Raw genomic sequence first — 19035 nt, 5'->3', positions numbered from 1 at the left:
CTTTCCTGTTTTCAGAACCCAGTTCAACGTTTGATGTTTGTCGTTTCCTGCAGCATCTCATCCACGGTCTTGATCACCGTCGCGCTGGAAGAATACGCGCGCTGCGTCTGAATCAACGCGGTCAGCTCGGTCGCGACATCGGTGGTTGATTCTTCACGGGCGAAAGACACCAGATCGCCGGTCGGGCCTTCGCCTGCGTTCCAAAGAAAAAAGGTGCCGCTTTCCCGAGATGGTGCGTAAGTTTGACTGTCAAGCGCGGTCAGGCCGTTTGGATTGGGAACATCTGCCAGAGGAATCTGAAACATGCGGCGGCTGACACCTGTATCGTAGAACGCATAGACATAGCCGTTTTCGTCGACCTGAACGCTGGTCATGGTTCCAACGGCCGAGCCATCGCGGGTGATCGAAACAGGCGCAAAGGTATCGGACAGTTGAGTAATACCATCAGCATCACCAATCGTGCCAATGTTAACCTCCATGGGGCCACCGGCAACGTTGGCGACGACACTGCCGGTGGCCGGGTCGTACGCGCCACCTGACACCGCAGTCACGCTTGCAAGGGTACCGCCGGCAGTTCGGCTATCGGTAAAGGTCAGCGTATATTCACCGATGGTCGCGCCGCCCGATGCCGAATCGCGCATGATCATCGTCCATTCGTTACTGCTTCCGGTTGCGGGGACCGTCGGAACCAGTTCGATATCTACGCTTTCTGATTTGCCTAGGTTGTCAAAATACTCGACAGACAGCGGCTGCGTATCACCGGCCGCGCCGGCATCTGTTGCGGTTGCCGGCAGGTTCATCCGCAAGTTCATCCGTGTGGTCGGCGCACCTGACAATTGATTCACGCTGAGCTGCACGGGTTCAAGCGCAGCCGGAGTGTCCCGCGGAACGGCGGGGATCGATCCATCCGCAGCGGCGCGCCATCCCAGCAGGACAAGGCCGGATTCGGTTACCAGGTACCCTTCTTCATTGGTGCGGAACGACCCCGTCGTGGTCAGCAGCATTTCGTTTGAACCAGCCGCGATCTGCGAACTGGGGCGCACCGGAATCATACCGCGCCCGCGAACCGCTAGATCGGTAGAGTTGTTGGTTGTGACGAGAGAGCCACGCTGATCGATCAGGCGTTGGCTTGTTGTTCTGACGCCCCCCGCCGAATAGCTGCCCCCCTGGCCTGACGTGACCATGGAATGAAAATCCGTCTCGACCCGCTTGTAGCCAAATGTCGACGAGTTCGCGATGTTGTCGGAAATCGTGGCCAGTCTGTTTGCGTTGGCCTTCAATGCGGCGACACCGGCATTCAGCGAAGAGGAAATTGTCATTGGCACGCCCTTCTGTTGCGTCAATCTTTGATGCAACAGGTAACGCGCTGCCCCTTAACAGCGCGCTAACAGGTAAAATGCGTTCTATCCTTTAGGGCGCGCGCAGAAAAATGACCTCGATCCGGTTGTTGCGGGTGGTCATTGGATCTTGACTGAACAGCTCTCGGTCTGCGTGTCCGGTCACGCGGTTCAGGCGTTCGACGACAACGCCCTTGTCCTGCAGCATCTGACGTACAATCTGCGCCCGGGCGGTGGAAAGATCCCAGGCAGGATTGCGGGCCAGAACAACGGGCGACGCTTTGACATGACCTTCGACTGCGATGGGGTTTGTCACCAGATCCGAAGACCGTGCAATCAGCAACGCCAGCGCACGCATGAGTGGCGTAGGTGTGTCGGTGTCCGATTCGAAAAGGGGCTGATCGTCAGTATCAAATAGCTCGACCACCAGACCTTCGTCCGTGACCCGCGTGACGATGTGTTTGAGGATTTTGTCCGACATCTCGCTTTCGCCTGTACGACCCAACAGCTGAGCCTCAAGCGATGTGAAGTCCTGCACCGCGTCCTTCCCACCGCCCGCGGCATCAACACCTGTCGATCCCCGAGCCTGATGAGATCTGGTCGGGTTACGCCTGGTCGCACCTTTGCCATTCATGGCCAGCGTTTGTTCGGAAAACATATTGTCGCCGCCAAAGGCGCCATCACCACCGCCGGAATCAGCGCTGACCGGAATGGTCGGCGAAAAGTAATCCGCCAGCCCTTTGCGTTGCGTTTCGGTCGTTGCGTTCAGCAGCCACATCAACATGAAGAAGGCCATCATGGCCGTTACAAAGTCCGCATATGCGACTTTCCACGCGCCACCGTGATGGCTATCGCCACCCGATACACGCTTCTTCTTGATGATGATTGGCGCCGCATTGGATTGCGCACCCATCTCCACTACCTTTTTATCACCCAGTTACTGAAGTAGCAGCATGGGCCTTAAGGTGGCCTTAACACTTAAAACTGTCTGGATATCCCGTTATCGCGGCAAGCCCGCTGTTGCACGGCGCAGAATCAGCGAGAGATGACTAAAGCTGTTTTCGACCCCCTCGACATCCGCTTTGCCAAAGAAGCTATCCAACTCGTCATGCACGCGCACGGCTTGATCCAGCAAAGGATCTGCGCCCTCGGAATAGAGCCCGGCTTTGATCATCACTTCGGATTGCTCGTAGCTGCCGACCAGTTTCCGCGTTTCCGCGATTGTCTGGTTTTCGGCTTCTGAGGCCGCGCCAGGCAAGCTGCGCGACACAGAGCGGCTGAGGTCGATGGCCGGGAAACGCCCGCGCTCGGCAATGTCCCGGCTCAGGACGATGTGCCCGTCCAGAACGCCTCGCAACATATCCGCGACGGGTTCATCCATATCCGATCCGGCGACCAAGACACTGAATACGGCTGTGATGTCACCTCGATCCTGTGTTCCGGGCCCGGCGCGTTCGCACAGGTTGGCGATTAGCGGAGTGACCGAAGGGGGAAAGCCACGCAGCGATGGCGATTCGCCCATCGCCACAGCGATTTCCCGATGCGCTTCGGCAAAGCGTGTGACCGAATCTGCCAACAGCAACACGTGCATGCCCTGATCACGCAAGTACTCGGCCAAAGACACTGCGGACCATGCACAGCGCCTTCGGGCCAGCGCAGACTGGTCTGACGTGGCGGCCACAACCACCGAGTGTTTCATGGTTTCGGGGCCCAATGCGCGGGTCACAAATTCGTTCACTTCGCGTCCACGCTCGCCAATCAAGGCGACCACAACAACATCTGCCTGCATTGATCGCGCCAACGTCGCTAAAAGCGTGGACTTCCCGACACCGGACCCCGCGAACAGGCCAATCCGCTGCCCGCGCACGATGGGTAACATGGTGTTGAGCACCGCCAGCCCGGTCGCCATACGCTCGCCCAAAGGTTTGCGCCGAACGGCGGGGGGCGGCGCTTGCTGGATGTTCCGGTCCTGCCCACCGTTTAACAATGGCTTGCCGTCCAGAGCATTGCCAAACGGGTCAATCACGCGTCCCAACCAGTGCATTCCGGGTGCAAAATCGGGTGAGGGGTCAAGGCATACCCGATCCCCCAAGCTAACCCCGTCTGGGGCAGAGTTGGGCATCATATGGATGTGATTGGCGCCGACATGTAGCACCTCGCCAGCCAGATCGGGGCCGGAGTCACGCTGCAAGGTCAGCAAGTCACCGATCCGGGCCTGTTTGGTCAAACCGCTGATTTCAATCACGCCATGCGCAACGCCTGAGACGAGCCCGACATGGCGAACCGCAGTCATCCTGTCGAATTCACATTTCAGAAGCATCGGGTCGAAATCGGACATTGTGGGGTCTCCAACTGAGTTCTGAAAACTGTTTCTAAAGGAATCGGGGTTAAGCCTTGATTGAAATTGATCGAGGGAGAAGCCCCGATGTTCTACGACCTGAACGTCTTTAAGACAGCGCACGCTATGGCAACCCATGCCGGACAACGGCAAGCCGTCATATCGCGCAACATGGCCAACGCAGATACACCCGGCTATCAGCCGCGCGATATCGAAGCCTTTCAAAAAGCATTCGAAAATACAGATCGGCATACGGCCATGACCGCAACCCGGCAGGGCCATCTGAATGGCGCGGGTCAGGTGGGGCAGACATGGGCCGAACATGTGGCCAACCCGTCGAGCGATCCCAATGGCAACGGCATCTCGCTGGAAGAAGAGATGTTGAAGGCGGTCGAAGTCAAACGCCAGCACGACCGCGCCATAGCCATCTATCGTTCGTCTATCGGGATCATTCGGACCAGTTTGGGTCGCGGGTAAAGGGCATCTGACATGAGCGATTTTTCCCATTCCCTTGCTGCCTCGGCCAGCGCATTGCGTGCTCAAGCAGCGCGTTTGCGACACGTTTCCGAGAATATCTCGAATTCAGACACACCGGGGTACCGGCGCAAAACCGTGCCGTTTGAAATGGTGCAGAAAGACGGCAAAGCGATGGTTCAGACCGGTCAAGTCAAATTGGACCGGCGTGATCTAAGCCGCATTCACGACCCAGGCCATCCTATGGCCGATGAAAGCGGTCATTATCTGGGGTCGAATGTCGATTTGATGATCGAAATCGCCGACGCGCGCGAAGCTCAGCGCAGCTATGAGGCCAATCTCAAAATGTTCGACCAGACGCGGCAGATGTCGTCAAGCCTGATGGAACTACTTCGAAAGTAAAGGAAAACCAGAATGGATATCCGATCTCTGACAGCTGCGCAGAACTATGCGTTTGCACGCCCTGCAACACAGGCCGACCCAGAACAAGGCGGTATGGCGCAGGAAATGCGCTCGACCTTTCAGGATTTTGCGGCAACCTTGAAACACAGCGAGCAAATGGCAGAAACAGCGATGACAGGACAGGCCGATCCGCATGCTTTGGTTCAGGCGCTTGCCCATACCGAACTGGCCGTCGAGACAGCTGTCATTGTGCGCAACAAAGTGGTCGAAGCTTACCAGGAAATCTTGCGGATGCCGGTCTGAGAGATGCTGAGCGAAGGCCTCTTCTATGACATCGTGCGACAGGCTTTGTGGATTGCGGTCATCACCTCGGTTCCGATCCTGGCGGTGGCGCTGATTTCGGGCCTTGTCGTAGGCCTGTTTCAGGCCCTGACATCGGTGCAGGAAATGACCCTGACCTTCGTTCCAAAACTGATCGCCATCGTCATCGTTTTCTGGATGTCGATGGGCTTCATGACCCAGACACTTGTCACGTTTTTCACCAGGACACTTGTTCCACTGATTGCAGGAGGCCGCTGATGGACACCGCCTATGTCACCCTGTCCCGCCAATCCGGGTTGATGAATGAAATGCGGTTGGTTGCGAACAATATCGCCAATGCCAACACCACCGGATACCGCCAGCAAGGATTGGTGTTTTCAGAGTTCATTCGCGATGTGCCGAACAATCCGTCCCTGTCCATGAGCCGCGCCGAAGCGCGCAATACATCGCTGCAACAGGGCTTTTTGACCGAAACAGGTGGTTCGTTCGATTTCGCCATCGAGGGCGACGGGTTTTTCATGGTCGAAACGCCAAAAGGCAACCGCCTGACGCGTGCGGGTAGCTTCACACCCAATGCCGAAGGCGATCTGGTGGCGGCAGATGGATCACGTGTTCTGGATAGTAACGGGTCTCCGGTCTTCATACCACCGGACGCGGCTTCGATTGATATCGGCAGCGATGGGACACTCAGCGTGAATGGTCAGCTTTTGGGCCAGATCGGGGTCTACCGGGTCGATGAACCAAAGGATCTGGTGCGCGAAGGCAATACCCGGTTCCGCCCGGAAGGAGACGTGCAAGCCGTTGATGAGCCTGTTGTTTTGCATCGGTTTCTCGAAGGCTCAAACGTCAACGCCATTCATCAGGTCACGCGTCTGATTGAAATTCAACGCGCCTATGAGCTGGGTCAGAGCTTTCTGGAAACCGAAGACGAACGTGTGCGCGGTGCTTTGAAGGCTTTGATGCGCTGATAGTTTAAGGAGAATTCGAAATGCGAGCTTTGAAAATCGCGGCCACGGGCATGACCGCACAGCAGATGCGGGTCGAGACGATCTCGAACAACTTGGCGAACATGAACACCACTGGGTACAATGCACGCCGTGCTGAATTTGCCGATTTGCATTACCAGCAACTGGCCCGTGCGGGGGCCGTTAACGCCTCGGACGGAACGGTTTTGCCAACTGGCATTCAACTCGGTCTTGGCGTTCGTCCTGCCGCAGTGACAGTACAGCTGGCCCAGGGAGGTCTGTCGGCTACCGGCAGTCATCTTGATGTCGCCATCGAGGGGCGCGGGTATCTGGAAGTGGCGCTGCCAAGCGGTCAATCCGCTTACACGCGTGATGGCAGCCTGAAACGATCTGCTGACGGGCTTGTTGTGACCTCCGACGGGTTTGCCGTTGCTCCGGAAATCACCATACCCGATGATGCGCGGTCCATTTCGATCAACGCGTCTGGCGAAGTCTACGCGTATTTTGATGACGCGCCGGAAGGTCAGTTGCTGGGTGAGTTCACGCTGGCGAGTTTTTCGAATGCAAAGGGTCTTGAGGCAATCGGCAGCAACCTGTTCAAGGAAACCGAAGCGTCCGGCGCGCCGGTTTTGGGCCTTCCGGGTGAAGATGGGCTGGGCACGTTGCGGCAGGGATATCTTGAAGACAGCTCAGTTGATGCCGTGCGCGAAGTGACCGAACTGATCGAAGCGCAACGCGGTTACGAAATGAACGCCAAGGTCATTTCAGCCGTTGATCAGATGATGAGCGCAACAACGCAGGTGCGGTGATGCGGTTCCTTTACCTGACGCTTGCGTTGGCAATGCCGGTGGCGGCGCATGGCGAAATGGTCGTATCCAACCGAACCATTCGTGCGAAAGAGATAATTTCGGCGACCGATCTCGACATGAAAGCCACGAATGCCACCGGCGCGATTACGAACCCTCAGGATTTGATCGGGCAAGAGGCCCGGGTGGCCCTGTATCCAGGGCGACCAATTCGGGACAGCGACGTGGGCCCGCCCGCCATCGTTGATCGCAATGATTTGGTCCTGTTGGTGTTCAACCGCCGGCCCTTGTCGATCACCGCTGAAGGTCGCGCACTAGGGCGCGGGGCGGTCGGTGACCGTATTCGCGTGATGAATCTTTCGTCCCGAACGACCGTGACCGGCCATATCCGGCCCGATGGCCAAATCGAGGTAAACTAATGTTTGAACTGTCAAAACCAATTTTGCTCGCAGTCTTAGCAGTGTCCGCTTGCGGTCGGCTGGATCATCTTGGCAAAGCGCCAAGCTTTACGCCTAACGAGGACTCGCCGGAACAAGTTGCGATGCTGTGGCCGGGTTTACCCCTGCACACCCAAGCTCAGCGCTCGGTCGACAAATCCTCGCTCTGGAGCGGTGGGCAGCAATCCTTGTTGGGCGACCAAAGAGCGATCAAGAAGGGGGACATCCTAACAGTTGTCATCGAACTGGATGAAAAGGCCGAGATCTCGAACAGAACAAGCCGATCACGCGCTGGATCTGAGAGCCTTGAGGTGCCCGGCTTGTTCGGATTGCCGCAGCGCGTGCAGGAGTATTTGCCCGACGGTGCGTCGTTGGATGAAGCCGTGTCAATCGAGTCCGACGCATCAAGCTCCGGGCGAGGATCGGTTAGGCGTAACGAAAAACTGACATTGCGGGTCGCGGCAACTGTACTAGACGTGTTGCCAAACGGAGTTTTATCAATTTCCGGTTCACAGGAGTTGCGGGTAAATTTTGAACTGCGAGAGCTGCTGGTCGCCGGATACGTCCGTCCGCAAGACATCTCGCGCAAGAATGAAATCACCTATGACAAAATCGCATCGGCTCGCGTGTCTTATGGTGGTCGGGGGCAAATCACAGACGTGCAGCAACCGCGATACGGCCAACAAGTCCTTGATTCTCTTTTGCCATTCTGAGGTGCGGGCGTGATCAAATTGATAGTACCTGTTGTCTTTTTGTCCGTCGGGCTTGGTGTAGGGATTGGCGCCGGAGTCGCCCTGGCTCCGGCCAAGGCTCCGGAGGGCGCGCCCGAAGCAAACGAGGCAGATAAAGAAACAAAAGGGTCTGAAGACAAGAAAGCTAAGCCCAAGAAACCCACTGAAAAGGGCGGTGAGGGCGGGTTTGAATACCTTAAGATAACGAAGCAATTTGTGGTGCCGGTTGTCGAGGATGACAAAATCGCTGCAATGGTCACCATGACGCTGAGTCTGGAAGCCGACCCTACCATTACCGAGGCATTTTACTCTATCGAACCAAAACTGCGGGACGCTTTTCTGCAAGTGATATTTGATCATGCAAATATCGGCGGGTTTAACGGTAGGTTCACCGAGTCGGGCAATCTGGGCGTTTTGCGCAAGGCTTTGCTAGAGGTGGCGCGCAAGGATTTGGGTGACAATGTTTCTCAGGTCCTGATCATGAGCATCAATCGCCAGGACTCGTAAGCGTCGCAACTGATCCAGGGCGCATTTGGCGCTCTTAATAGTCCGACTGTTTTTTGGCGACGTCCCGTCGATGGTCTTTCAGTAAGGCTGAGGACAGACTGGAAACTGCTTCTTTGCGCCCAAATGCGGCCTTCAGCGCGTCAAGTTGTTCGCGTTTTTGAGCCCTCAGTCGAGCAAGGTCCAAGTTCAACTGCCGGCGGGTAGACGACTCCCATCCCTGCCACAGCATGTCGGCCCCTGTAACCTTGTACCCCTCAGCCTGAGGCCCGTCCCGACGCGCCTGACTGACTTGTACACCCAGACTAGCCAGTTGCCGCTGAATTTGGGCTTCCGCCTCTAGAAGTGGGCGTAGCGTTTGAAATTGTTTCTGGAATACTGCCTCCGTTACGCTTCTGAGGTCCGACAGTTTGGAGTAATTCATCTGATCCGTTCCTTTGCACGCTTCCGCATGGTTTCTGCGAAACGAATTGCCGCGGCCACCGCACGATAGTGCTCTTCAGCGATTTCGTGACCGATTTCCACTGTCGCGTGCAGGGCGCGTGCAGTGGGTGGGTCGGAATGAATGGGCACATCGGCTTGCCCGGCGGCTGAACGGATGGCTGCGGCAACTTCATCCACGCCCTTTGCGACGCATACCGGTGCAGTGCCCATCGCGCGTGACCATCTGAGCGCGACGGAATAATGGGTGGGGTTGACGATCACCACATCCGCATCGGGCACGTCGGCCATCATCTGATTGGTTGCAATCTCGTGCGCGCGTTGACGGCGGCTTTGTTTGACGTGCGGATCGCCTTCGGCGTCTTTTGTTTCGTCTTGGATTTCCTTACGCGACATACGATTCTTACGCATGTGCTCGGCATATTGCCAAAGATAGTCCACAACACCAATTGCAAGCGCTATAGTGATGACGATGAACAGGAAGCGAAACAGCAGGTTCATCATCAACAAAATCGACGATTTTGCTGGCGCAGCGCTGGCCGAGAGGATTTCGGTCAGATTCGCCTTGAGGAAAATAGCCAACGATATGCTGTAGATAACAAGTTTGACCGAGCTTTTGGCAAACTCGAACAACCCTCCTCGACCGAACTTGTTTTTGGCGTTCGAGGGAATGGATATACGCGACAGTTTGGGTTGTAACTTACTGGGTGCAAAGATCAGGGCGCGCTGCGCAATCAGGCTCAGCAGGACTGCAGCGGCGGGCAGGGCAAACAATAATGCCACCGGGATCAACGCATTTTTAAGCATCCCAGCGACCGGAGCGTCAACCGGGCCGGTCGAAACCAATTGCGCAATCTCATCCGATTGATCCAGTAATACGGCAAACAGGGTGCCCAGATGTTCTGCCGTGTATTGGCCGGCCATCAACAGTGCGATCAGCAAACCTGTGTATCCCGCGACGACCGAAAGGTCGCTGGATTTGGCAACCTCGCCTTTTTCCCGTGCTTTTTGCAGCTTTTGCGGCGTGGGATCAAAGGGCTTATCGCCGTCGTCATCCGATGCGCTCATCTTGCTGGGCCAACTGGATTGTTAATGAACGCGAACAGGTCGTCGGCCCAAACCGACAGGATCAAAGGGGTGCCTGCGAATAGAAGAAATAGACCTGCGAATGTGATCGCAGGCGCACCGACGAAAGCTACCATCAGTTGCGGCATTGCCCGGTTAATGACCCCCAGCGCCAGATTGTAGATCAGTGAGGCTATGACAAATGGCATGGCAAGGGCGAAGGCGAGACTGAAGCTGTGCGATATCTGCTGAACGCCCCATTGGGACAAGTCTGGTGCGGCTGGAACGGTTCCCATCGGAAAAAGCATGTAACTGTTAATCAGGAACCGTGCGGCCTGAATGTGCAGGCCTAACAAGGTTGCCAAAGCCAATCCCGCCAGCGTCAGAAGATAGCCCATCGCGGGCACTGGGTCAGCCGCTGCCCCGCCCAAAAGCTGCGAGAGAGAGGTCGACTGGGCGGCAATGGACCCCGCAGTCTGTAGTGCCAAAACAAATAGTCGCAGCCCCATTCCGAGAGCCATCCCGACCAAGACTTCGGTCCCAACAAGATGCACGATCTGCAAAAAGCCAGGTGCAAAGTCAGGCGGGTGTATGGTGGGCAAAATGATCAACGTAAACGCTACGGAGAGGCCAAGCTTGACGCGTACCGGAATGCTGCGCTCGCCGAAGGCGGGCAGCAGTGAAACCAATGCGGATACTCGTAGAAATACAGCGAATAGCTGCCATAGCCCACCTCCCAGTTGTTGTAATAACTCGGGCGGCAGAGCAATCACGCGGGCACCGTTCCAACGAGGGCAGGTCGGGCTTCAATCCCGATTTCCTCGAATGACAGTACCGGGTTGGACATGCCACGGGCGTGCATGATTGTACGAAGTAGCCTGCGGCGACGGGTCGATGTCACGACGGCCGGAAACAAGCCGTGGTCGGCGGACTGTGTGACACTGTCGGCCACGCCGTCAGCAAGTTTGTTGAACAAGTTAGGTGGCAGCGCCACGTCCAACCCCGCATTCGGAGCATCGATTTGGTAGGTAGCGAACGTGTCCTCCCATTCTGGGGCAAGCTGGATCAAGGGGATCGAGCCGTCCTCGCGTTTCATATCGGCAACCAGTTGAAAACCAAGCCTTTGTCGGACCAGCTCGCAGATGCCTTCGGGTTGAGTTGTAGTCAGCCGTGCTTCGGCCACGCTTTCCAGAATCAGTGCCATGTTCCGGATGGAGACCCGTTCATCCAGCAGCAGGCGCAACACAGCGTGTAGTGTGTCAATTGGAACCTTGGCCGGAACCAACTCATCCAGCAGTTTGCGATTGGCTTCGGCCCGGACTGGATCGCTGAGCCGGGTCATTTCGGATAACAAGCGGCGCAGGGATTTCAGGGTTAGCAAGCGCGAGAAATTCTGTTTTATGATCTCCAGCAAATGCGTTGCAAGTATTTCCGGAGGCGACACGATCGTGGCCCCGCTCAGCGCGGCTTCTTCCTGATCCTTGGGTAGAATCCAGCGTGCAGGTGCGCCATAGACAGGTTCGGTTACGTCATTGCCATCAGGCAGTAGTTCCAACCCATCTTGCACCAGCGCCAACACCAGATCGGGGTTCAACACGCCGCGCGCCTGTTCGACCCCATGCACTTTGATCACATAGGTGCCGGTTGGCAGATCGGCGCGATCGGTCAGGCGAATTTCAGGCAGGATCAACCCAAAGCTGGAGGCCACGTAGGTTCGCATATTGGCGATCCGCGCGTCCAGTCCTGTGCCTTGGTTCAAGACCATGCTGACCAGATCGGGTGCGAATTCTAGATGTACGTCATCCAGATCCAGAATATCGCCGATGGCCTGAGATACGGGTATGTCAGTCTCGGTCGCGGGAACCTGAGCCTCGACCTCTGCTGCTTTTTGCTTTTGGTAGACGTGGTAGGCTGCGTATCCCAAAACCGTCGCCCCCAGAATAAAGGGCAGAAACGGCAAACCGGGTACGAGCGCGAATAGAACCATCAGCATCGCCACAGTCCCCAATGCCGCCGGATGGCGCCCAAGCTGCGAGAAGATCGCGCTGTCCGTCGCGCCTTGGGTGCCGCCCCGGGCCAATAACAAGGCCGATGCAATTGAGATGATCACTGCTGGGATCTGCGAGACCAGCCCATCGCCGACGGTCAGGATTGCGTAGGTTTCGAACGCAGATGAAACCGGCATGCCGTGCACGATCACACCCATCACCAGACCCATGACAAGGTTCAACAGAGTGATCAGCAACCCGGCAACAGCATCACCCTTGACGAATTTGGATGCGCCATCAAGCGAGCCAAAGAAGGTGGTTTCCTGCTGTTCCCGTTCGCGCCGTTCCTTGGCTTGTTGGTGATCGATGGCCCCTGCCGACATGTCGCTGTCAATTGCCAGCTGTTTGCCCGGCATCCCGTCCAGTGCAAAGCGCGCCCCGACCTCGGCCATGCGCGCCGCGCCTTTGGTGATCACCATGAAGTTCACGATCAGCAACACGCCAAACACCACGAGACCTAGAAAGATGCTGCCGCCCATGACGAAATTGGCAAAGCCTTCGATCACGTCGCCTGCCGCGCTTGGGCCAGTATGACCTTGCCCGATGATCAGCTTGGTGGACGAGACATTGAGCGACAGGCGCAGCATCAGCGATGCCAGCAGGATCGTCGGAAATGATGAAAAATCCAAAGGCCGCTCGATGAACAGCGTCAGGGTGAAGATCAGGATCGCAAGCGCAAAGGATGTCGCCAATCCGACATCAAGCACCCAGGCTGGCATCGGCAGGATCATCATCACGATGACCGTCATCAACGCCAGCGCCAGCAAAACCGTGGGTGAAAACAGGGATCGGGGGTCGAACTTGGGCACGCAGAGCTCCTAGTTGAAGGCGATGAAGGCGGTCGCAGTTCCTGCCGCTGGCACCAGGGAGCCCAGCACCCCTTGCGGGGGTTGTTCGGTGTGAAGCGGTATCAATGGGGCGGCGGCACCGGTAAAGGGATCTCGGGATAGCCGAGCGGTTTGTGTTGTCTGGGTGCCATCAAGCTGCGCCAGAATGGTCTGAAAGCGCCCGCGATACGCTTCGGCCAGTGATCGCGTGCGGGAATGGTATGCGCCAGCTGCGGCAGGCCAGGACCCCAGTTCGACATGTAGTTGTTTCAAAAACCCAGCCGCATAGGCGGCGTTTTCGTCCGGATCAAACATCGCGTCGATGGATCGAAACGCCTTGCCATGCCAGCGGTAGTTGATCTGAAAGCATCCGACGTCAAAGCTGCGCACACCGGCTTTGAAAATCTCGAACACGTAGGATTTCGCCTCAACCTCGGAGGTGAACCAATATCCTTGCCCTTCGACATTGATGGTCCAGGGCCAGGGTTCCAGGCGGCCATCGCGGGTGCGCCCGGTTTCCACGCGCGCGATGGCACGCAAAACATCCAGCGGTACGTCTTCGGCCAAAGCCGCCCGCCGGGCGGCTTGATCACAAATTCCGTCGCGGGCGTTGGGCATTGCGAAAACTGCCGGTGTCATCAACACATGCGTCAGGAATAGGAAAAACGGGAACTTGGGATTTGGCATTCTGCCGGTCCGGGATTCTGATCAGTCCGGACCAAGCTAGCCAGTCATTGGTTTACAGCCGGTTATCGGCCTATCACTTTCTGTCAATTCGCCTGCCGAACACAACGCTGGTGTTGGTGCGCAACACGCCCGGAATCTTAGCCAGCTCATCAACAATAATGTCCAGATCTTCGATCCTTGGTGCCTCGGCCGATAGTAGCAGGTCAAATTCACCATTGATCGACAAACAGCGTTTGACTTCGGGATATGCTTCAAGCCGTTTGATGATACGCGTAGTTTCCTTCTGCTGTACTTCCAGCAAAACAACAACCTGTACGCGTGGGGCATCCTCGGGGGTGCTCAGAACAACCGAGTACCCCGCGATCACCCCTCGATCTTCCATTCGACTGATCCGCTCGTGCACAGTTGTGCGTGCCACGCCCAGTTTTGCGGCGATTTTTGTAGTCGACTCGCGGGCGTTGTGTTGCAGCGCTGCGATGATGCGGCGGTCAAGCTGATCCATGGGGTCTCCGTCATGGGTTCGCAATGGTGTATTTCAGATCGGTGCCAAGGCTCAAGGCTGATGTGTCGCCGAGTGGCTTTCTGAACGCGGCCAGATCAACACTGCTGTGACCAGACCGAAAATCGCGGCGCTGGTCATCCAGGCCAAGGCAACGGTTGCGCCGAATCGTGTCATCAGCCAACCCGCCAACGGATAAAGGACCAACCAACAGGCATGCGACAGGGTGAACTGCGCGGCAAACAGGGCCGGGCGATCTTCGGCTGGGGCAGAGCGGGTCAGAAGGCGACCGGACGGAGTCAGGGTGACAGCGTACCCAAAGCCAACGAGACCCCACAGAATGGTAAGCAGACTCAATGTGATAGGGGCCATGGCTGACAGAAACGCGGCCGTTGCCATCGATGCGATCCCAATCGCAGATCCCGTCAACATGACCCGGCGATCTTCGAACTGATCCAACAGGGACGGCAATGCAAAGGCTGCTATCATCGAACCGCCGCCGAACCCTGCCAAAGCGATGGCGACCGCGCTTTCGGACAGGCCCAGATCGGTGCGGACAATGACCACCGTGTTGACAATGACCATCGCACTTAGCGCGGCGGCAGACCAACTGAGCGCCAGTAATCCACGGAGACGTGGAGTCGCGAGGTAGATTCGAATGCCGCGTGTTGTCCGGTCGTAGATCCCCTTTCGCCGGATCGCTTTGGGCGATGGCAGCGCCACTGATACAACAAGAACCGCCGACGCGACGAACCCTAGGCTTGTGCCCCAGAACAAGCTCTCAAAGCTGAGAAAGACCAATAGGGCGGCCGCGAGCATCGGGCTCAGCAGACTTTCCATATCGACTGCAAGGCGAGACAGGGACAAGGCGCGCGTATAGTCGCGCTTATCCGGAAGGACATCGGGGATCGTGGCCTGAAATGCCGGGGTGAATCCGGCAGATGCGGATTGCAGCACAAAGATGAGGACGTAGACCTGCCAAACCTCTGTTACGAAAGGCAAACACAAGGCAACGACCGCACGCACCAGATCCAGAAAAACCAACATCTTGCGGCGATCAAGTTGCTCGGCAAAGGCGGCGGCCAATGGGGCAATGCCAACGTAAGCCAGCATTTTGATGGTCAAAGCGGTGCCCAGAACCATCCCTGCGGCGTCCCCGGCCAGATCATAGGCCAACAGGCCCAGCGCGATTGTAGCCAGCCCGGTTCCTGTAAGGGCAACGACTTGGGCCCCCAGCAAGTGACGGTAGGTCCGGCTCCGCAGGACGCTTAGCATGAGCTACAGATACTTCGTTATGGTTTTGAAATCCTCGATGTCGAGCCCACTGCTTTCCCGGTCTGATGACAGGCAATGGTCGATGTGATCATGGATCAAAACGCGCTTGGCTTTGACGATCGCTTTTTCGACCGCAAACAGCTGTTGGGCGATATCGGAACAGGGGGCCTGCTCTTCGAGCATTGCAATGACCTTGGCCAAATGTCCGTGAGCACGCCTGAGGCGCGCGGTGATTTGTGGGTGCGATTGGTGCGGGTTGTCTTTCATAGCTATCCATATCCCCCCCATAGGGATAAAAGCAAGTGCTGAGGCATGGATTGGCCAGTGTCAAAGGGGTGGCGTTGAGTTTATAGGTCAAACCGCCTATCTCGGGGCAATACGGCACAAAGGACAAATCCGTGGCGAACCATTTGTACAAAAACGACCTTCCCGACGGGTTGGACATGGGCCCAGTAGTGGCCATCGATTGTGAAACCATGGGGCTTAACCCTCATCGTGATCGCCTTTGCGTCATCCAGATGTCGGGCGGGGATGGCAACAGTCATATCGTTCAGGTGGAAAAGGGGCAAACCGCGGCGCCCAACCTGTGTGCCATGCTGGAAAACCCGGATGTGTTGAAGCTCTTCCATTTTGGCCGCTTCGACATTGCCGCGATGTACCATACCTTTGGTGCTTTGGCCGCGCCGGTCTATTGCACCAAAATCGCCAGCCGTCTGATCCGGACCTATACCGACCGGCACGGGCTGAAGAACCTGTGTCAGGAGCTGATCGGGGTTGATGTCTCGAAACAGCAACAGATGAGCGATTGGGGGGCTGAAACCCTGACCGATGCACAACTGGACTATGCCGCCTCTGACGTGCTGTATCTGCATCGCCTGCGGGATGAACTGAACGCGCGGCTGGCCCGTGAAGGCCGGGTCGAGATGGCGCAGGCCTGTTTTGATTTCCTGCCTATGCGTGCGAAACTGGACCTCGCTGGTTGGCCCGAAACGGATATCTTTGCACACTCATGACCGACAACGAATCTTTCCTGAGAACGGCCCGGCAGGTCATTACGGACGAGGCCCGCGCGCTAGACATTCTAACCGAGAGCCTGGACGAGCATTTCGCCGAAGCGGCGCAGCTGATCCTGCAGGCACCTGGTCGCATCATTATCAGCGGCATAGGCAAATCCGGCCATATCGGACACAAGATCGCCGCTACATTGGCCAGTACCGGAACGCCTGCGTATTTTGTACACCCTGCCGAAGCCAGCCATGGTGATTTGGGCATGGTGTCCAAGGGGGATGTGGTGCTTGCCATCTCGAACTCGGGCGAAGCACCCGAGCTGGCAAACCTTCTGGCATTTACACGGCGGTTCGGTATCCCGCTGATCGGATTGTCGAGCAAGCCAGAAAGCACGCTGATGAAACAGGCAGATGTGCATTTGTTGATCCCGTCGATGGGTGAGGCATGCGGGTTTGGCATGGTGCCTTCGATTTCGACAACGCTGACATTGGCGATGGGGGATGCGTTGGCCATTGCTTTAATGAAGTACCGGGACTTCAAGCCCGAAGATTTTCGCGCGTTCCACCCCGGTGGTAAGCTGGGGGCCCGGCTTAGCACCGTGCGGGATCTGATGCACACTGGTCAGGCGCTGCCGTTGGTAGCGGCAAGCACCCCGATGAGCGACGCGTTGATCGAGATCAGCCAGAAGGGGTTTGGTGTCGCCGGCGTCACCGATGCACAAAACGTGCTGATGGGGATTATCACCGACGGTGACCTTCGGCGTCATATGGACGGACTGCTGGACAAGACCACCGAACAAGTCATGACACAGAACCCGACCACCATTGCGCCGGGCGCGTTGGCCGAAGAAGCAGTGGCCATCATGAACGACCGAAAAATCACATCTCTTTTTGTGGTCGATCCCGAGACGTCAGGCCAGGCGCAGGGTTTGTTGCACATCCATGACTGCCTGCGTGTCGGTTTAGGCTGAGGGAGGCTGCAGTGGACCGATATTCGCGCATGGTTCAGTTCTTCAAGGTTCTGTTGCCGCTAGCGGCTATTATCATGCTGTCCACAGTCTTCCTTCTGTCCCGCAGCATTGAAACCAATGTGTCGGTTCCATTTGCTCAGAAAGACATCGATGCCCGTCTGGCAGACCAAGTGGTTACGCAGCCAAACTACCGTGGAACGACGCGCAAAGGCGAAGACGTCCAGATCGAAGCGACCCAGGCAACCCAAGGTTCGGAAGAATCGGTTCCCGCTGCGTCCGAGTTTCGGGGGCGCTTTGGCCTGTTGAACGGAGGCGTGATCACGCTGGACTCGAATTCAGGCCTGATACGACCAGACCAGGGGACGGCGACGTTTGTCGGGGATGTCGTCATCACCACAACCGACGGTATCCTGGTTACCACGGATCTTCTGAACACATCGCTGGATGAAATTCGTGGCGATACGCCGGGGCAGGTGAACGGAACCGGGGTGATCGGCAATTTTTCAGCGGGGCGAATGACTTTCGGAACTGAAAAAAAGGATGGTCCGGTCCATATTCTTTTTACAGACGGCGTTAAGCTGGTATATGAGCCTGAAAAAGCAGAAAGATAACCTGTGTTCGATTTTCGTTTTGTCCTTTTGTGTTTCTTACTGGTAACGGGTGCCGTTTCTGCAACTGCGCAGGAAGCGCAACTGGCCTTTGGGTCTGTGAAGACCGATCCCAGCCTTCCGGTCGAAGTGACGTCGGAAACGCTGAACGTGAATCAAGAGGACGGATCGGCCGAGTTCGTGGGCAATGTCATCGTCATTCAGGGTGAAATGCGACTGACGGCCGAGCGGGTTCTGGTCATCTATAACCAAGACCGTTCGGCCATTGATCGAATGGAAGCTACAGAAAATGTAGTTCTGGTTAGCCCGCCAGACGCGGCCGAGGGTGACTGGGCTGAATACACGATTGATTCAGGTGTGATCGTTATGAAGGGCAATGTGTTGCTGACACAAGGCCCAAGCATAATCAGCGGCGATCAGATGAACGCAAATTTGACGACCGGCATGGCAACCATGACTGGGCGGGTCAAGACGATCCTGCAGCAGGGTAACAACTGATGGCCACCCCTAGTCTGTCAGTTGCCGAGGGTAATCCTGGGCTCAGAATTGAAAAGCTGCGCAAGTCCTACCGCAAGAAAACCGTGATCCGGGACGTCTCGATGACGCTTGGCCGATCTGAGGTGGTTGCACTCTTAGGGCCCAACGGTTCGGGCAAAACCACGACGTTCTACTCAGTGGCCGGTCTGGTCTTTCCCGAAGCGGGCACCGTAACGCTGGACGGGCAAAACGTGACGACGCTTCCGATGTACCGACGCGCGCGCATGGGTATCGGCTACCTACCGCAGGAGATGTCGATTTTCCGCGGTATGAGCGTTGAAGACAACATCGCCGCCGTTCTGGATATTACCGTCGATCACGCCCACCGCCGCAAAGAGCGGTTGGAAGAGCTGCTGTCGGATTTTTCAATCGAACATCTGCGTCGCGCACCCGCGCTGGCCCTGTCCGGAGGGGAGCGCCGCCGCGTTGAGATTGCGCGCTGTCTGGCCGCCGACCCGAAGTATCTGTTGCTAGACGAGCCGTTTGCGGGGGTCGACCCCATCAGTGTGGGCGACATTCGTCATCTTGTAGCCGATCTCAAGAAGCGCGGAATCGGCGTATTGATCACCGATCACAACGTCCGGGAAACGCTGGAGATTGTCGATCGCGCTTATATTTTGCACGACGGTCAGGTGCTGATGTCTGGAACGCCAGAGGAAGTGGTGGAAAACGAAAACGTCCGCCGCGTGTATTTGGGTGAAAATTTCCGGATATCATAAGCTTGCGCGGAATTGCGCCGGGTGCATGGCGGAAAT

General features: G+C 56.8%; 25 protein-coding genes. 14 read left to right on the top strand and 11 right to left on the bottom strand.

Annotated elements, in window-relative coordinates:
* Positions 1 to 23: 23 nt before the first annotated feature.
* From ACR0BU_RS17430 to ACR0BU_RS17420, 3 genes are all read right to left on the bottom strand, one after another.
* On the bottom strand, positions 24 to 1319 hold the full coding sequence (locus ACR0BU_RS17430; RefSeq protein WP_480738227.1) for a flagellar hook protein FlgE: 1296 nt from the start codon (positions 1317 to 1319) through the stop codon (positions 24 to 26).
* A 91-nt stretch (positions 1320 to 1410) separates the two neighbouring features.
* Entirely contained in the window at positions 1411 to 2250 is an 840-nt protein-coding gene (locus ACR0BU_RS17425; protein WP_480738226.1) for a flagellar motor protein MotB, read from the bottom strand.
* Between the two features lie 87 nt (positions 2251 to 2337).
* A complete protein-coding gene (locus ACR0BU_RS17420; RefSeq protein WP_480738278.1) occupies positions 2338 to 3657 on the bottom strand; it encodes a FliI/YscN family ATPase in 1320 nt (439 codons plus the stop codon).
* A 105-nt stretch (positions 3658 to 3762) separates the two neighbouring features.
* Between ACR0BU_RS17420 and ACR0BU_RS17415 the strand changes: the two genes are divergently transcribed.
* The 9 genes from ACR0BU_RS17415 to ACR0BU_RS17375 are packed head-to-tail and all read left to right on the top strand — an operon-like array spanning position 3763 to position 8318.
* On the top strand, positions 3763 to 4152 hold the full coding sequence (locus ACR0BU_RS17415; RefSeq protein WP_480738277.1) for a FlgB family protein: 390 nt from the start codon (positions 3763 to 3765) through the stop codon (positions 4150 to 4152).
* A gap of 12 nt (positions 4153 to 4164) precedes the next feature.
* Positions 4165 to 4551 carry a flagellar basal body rod protein FlgC gene (gene flgC, locus ACR0BU_RS17410; protein WP_480738225.1) on the top strand — a complete coding sequence of 129 codons (387 nt, stop codon included), beginning with the start codon at positions 4165 to 4167 and terminating at the stop codon, positions 4549 to 4551.
* Positions 4552 to 4563: 12 nt separating this feature from the next.
* A complete protein-coding gene (gene fliE / locus ACR0BU_RS17405) occupies positions 4564 to 4854 on the top strand; it encodes a flagellar hook-basal body complex protein FliE (RefSeq protein ID WP_480738224.1) in 291 nt (96 codons plus the stop codon).
* 3 nt (positions 4855 to 4857) lie between these two features.
* Positions 4858 to 5130 (top strand): flagellar biosynthetic protein FliQ, encoded by a 273-nt coding sequence (locus ACR0BU_RS17400; RefSeq protein ID WP_299082292.1) that lies wholly within the window; start codon positions 4858 to 4860, stop codon positions 5128 to 5130.
* Positions 5130 to 5840, top strand: coding sequence for a flagellar hook-basal body complex protein (locus tag ACR0BU_RS17395; RefSeq protein ID WP_480738223.1), 711 nt, complete (start codon positions 5130 to 5132; stop codon positions 5838 to 5840). The genes ACR0BU_RS17400 and ACR0BU_RS17395 overlap by 1 nt, the downstream gene beginning before the upstream one ends.
* A 20-nt stretch (positions 5841 to 5860) precedes the next feature.
* Positions 5861 to 6646, top strand: a complete 786-nt coding sequence (gene flgG, locus ACR0BU_RS17390; protein WP_480738222.1) for a flagellar basal-body rod protein FlgG — start codon at positions 5861 to 5863, stop codon at positions 6644 to 6646.
* The gene (gene flgA, locus ACR0BU_RS17385) at positions 6646 to 7062 is read left to right on the top strand and encodes a flagellar basal body P-ring formation chaperone FlgA (protein WP_480738221.1); all 417 of its coding nucleotides are present in this window, start codon (positions 6646 to 6648) and stop codon (positions 7060 to 7062) included. The genes flgG and flgA overlap by 1 nt, the downstream gene beginning before the upstream one ends.
* Positions 7062 to 7793 (top strand): flagellar basal body L-ring protein FlgH, encoded by a 732-nt coding sequence (gene flgH / locus ACR0BU_RS17380; RefSeq protein WP_298936441.1) that lies wholly within the window; start codon positions 7062 to 7064, stop codon positions 7791 to 7793. The genes flgA and flgH overlap by 1 nt, the downstream gene beginning before the upstream one ends.
* A gap of 9 nt (positions 7794 to 7802) precedes the next feature.
* Positions 7803 to 8318, top strand: coding sequence for a flagellar basal body-associated protein FliL (locus tag ACR0BU_RS17375; RefSeq protein WP_480738220.1), 516 nt, complete (start codon positions 7803 to 7805; stop codon positions 8316 to 8318).
* 34 nt (positions 8319 to 8352) lie between these two features.
* Here ACR0BU_RS17375 and ACR0BU_RS17370 read toward each other — a convergent pair whose 3' ends face one another.
* The 8 genes from ACR0BU_RS17370 to ACR0BU_RS17335 all read right to left on the bottom strand — a co-directional run bounded on the left by ACR0BU_RS17370 (position 8353) and on the right by ACR0BU_RS17335 (position 15424).
* Positions 8353 to 8739 carry a hypothetical protein gene (locus ACR0BU_RS17370; protein WP_480738219.1) on the bottom strand — a complete coding sequence of 129 codons (387 nt, stop codon included), beginning with the start codon at positions 8737 to 8739 and terminating at the stop codon, positions 8353 to 8355.
* Positions 8736 to 9824 carry a flagellar type III secretion system protein FlhB gene (flhB, locus tag ACR0BU_RS17365; RefSeq protein WP_480738218.1) on the bottom strand — a complete coding sequence of 363 codons (1089 nt, stop codon included), beginning with the start codon at positions 9822 to 9824 and terminating at the stop codon, positions 8736 to 8738. The genes ACR0BU_RS17370 and flhB overlap by 4 nt, the downstream gene beginning before the upstream one ends.
* A complete protein-coding gene (locus ACR0BU_RS17360) occupies positions 9821 to 10594 on the bottom strand; it encodes a flagellar biosynthetic protein FliR (RefSeq protein WP_480738217.1) in 774 nt (257 codons plus the stop codon). Before ACR0BU_RS17360 ends, flhB begins: the two co-directional genes overlap by 4 nt.
* Positions 10591 to 12618 carry a flagellar biosynthesis protein FlhA gene (flhA, locus tag ACR0BU_RS17355; protein WP_480738276.1) on the bottom strand — a complete coding sequence of 676 codons (2028 nt, stop codon included), beginning with the start codon at positions 12616 to 12618 and terminating at the stop codon, positions 10591 to 10593. Before flhA ends, ACR0BU_RS17360 begins: the two co-directional genes overlap by 4 nt.
* Before the next feature lie 69 nt (positions 12619 to 12687).
* The gene (locus ACR0BU_RS17350) at positions 12688 to 13383 is read right to left on the bottom strand and encodes a transglycosylase SLT domain-containing protein (RefSeq protein ID WP_480738216.1); all 696 of its coding nucleotides are present in this window, start codon (positions 13381 to 13383) and stop codon (positions 12688 to 12690) included.
* 73 nt (positions 13384 to 13456) lie between these two features.
* Positions 13457 to 13885 carry an Lrp/AsnC family transcriptional regulator gene (locus ACR0BU_RS17345; protein ID WP_298936435.1) on the bottom strand — a complete coding sequence of 143 codons (429 nt, stop codon included), beginning with the start codon at positions 13883 to 13885 and terminating at the stop codon, positions 13457 to 13459.
* 51 nt (positions 13886 to 13936) lie between these two features.
* Positions 13937 to 15157 (bottom strand): MFS transporter, encoded by a 1221-nt coding sequence (locus tag ACR0BU_RS17340; protein ID WP_480738215.1) that lies wholly within the window; start codon positions 15155 to 15157, stop codon positions 13937 to 13939.
* A gap of 3 nt (positions 15158 to 15160) precedes the next feature.
* Positions 15161 to 15424 (bottom strand): metal-sensing transcriptional repressor, encoded by a 264-nt coding sequence (locus ACR0BU_RS17335; RefSeq protein ID WP_480738214.1) that lies wholly within the window; start codon positions 15422 to 15424, stop codon positions 15161 to 15163.
* Positions 15425 to 15555: 131 nt separating this feature from the next.
* Between ACR0BU_RS17335 and ACR0BU_RS17330 the strand changes: the two genes are divergently transcribed.
* The 5 genes from ACR0BU_RS17330 to lptB are packed head-to-tail and all read left to right on the top strand — an operon-like array spanning position 15556 to position 18999.
* Positions 15556 to 16170, top strand: coding sequence for a ribonuclease D (locus tag ACR0BU_RS17330; protein ID WP_298936432.1), 615 nt, complete (start codon positions 15556 to 15558; stop codon positions 16168 to 16170).
* Positions 16167 to 17135, top strand: coding sequence for a KpsF/GutQ family sugar-phosphate isomerase (locus tag ACR0BU_RS17325; RefSeq protein ID WP_298936431.1), 969 nt, complete (start codon positions 16167 to 16169; stop codon positions 17133 to 17135). The genes ACR0BU_RS17330 and ACR0BU_RS17325 overlap by 4 nt, the downstream gene beginning before the upstream one ends.
* An 11-nt stretch (positions 17136 to 17146) precedes the next feature.
* Positions 17147 to 17746: an LPS export ABC transporter periplasmic protein LptC gene (locus ACR0BU_RS17320; protein WP_298936430.1), complete on the top strand. Its 600-nt coding sequence runs from the start codon at positions 17147 to 17149 to the stop codon at positions 17744 to 17746.
* A gap of 3 nt (positions 17747 to 17749) precedes the next feature.
* The gene (locus ACR0BU_RS17315; RefSeq protein WP_298936429.1) at positions 17750 to 18241 is read left to right on the top strand and encodes an LptA/OstA family protein; all 492 of its coding nucleotides are present in this window, start codon (positions 17750 to 17752) and stop codon (positions 18239 to 18241) included.
* On the top strand, positions 18241 to 18999 hold the full coding sequence (gene lptB, locus ACR0BU_RS17310) for an LPS export ABC transporter ATP-binding protein (RefSeq protein WP_298936428.1): 759 nt from the start codon (positions 18241 to 18243) through the stop codon (positions 18997 to 18999). Before ACR0BU_RS17315 ends, lptB begins: the two co-directional genes overlap by 1 nt.
* The last annotated feature ends 36 nt before the right edge of the window (positions 19000 to 19035 follow it).

Source organism: Ruegeria sp. CK2 (assembly GCF_056536585.1).
The sequence above is the reverse complement of the archived record's forward strand: the minus strand, read 5'-3'. Positions and strand labels throughout refer to the sequence as shown.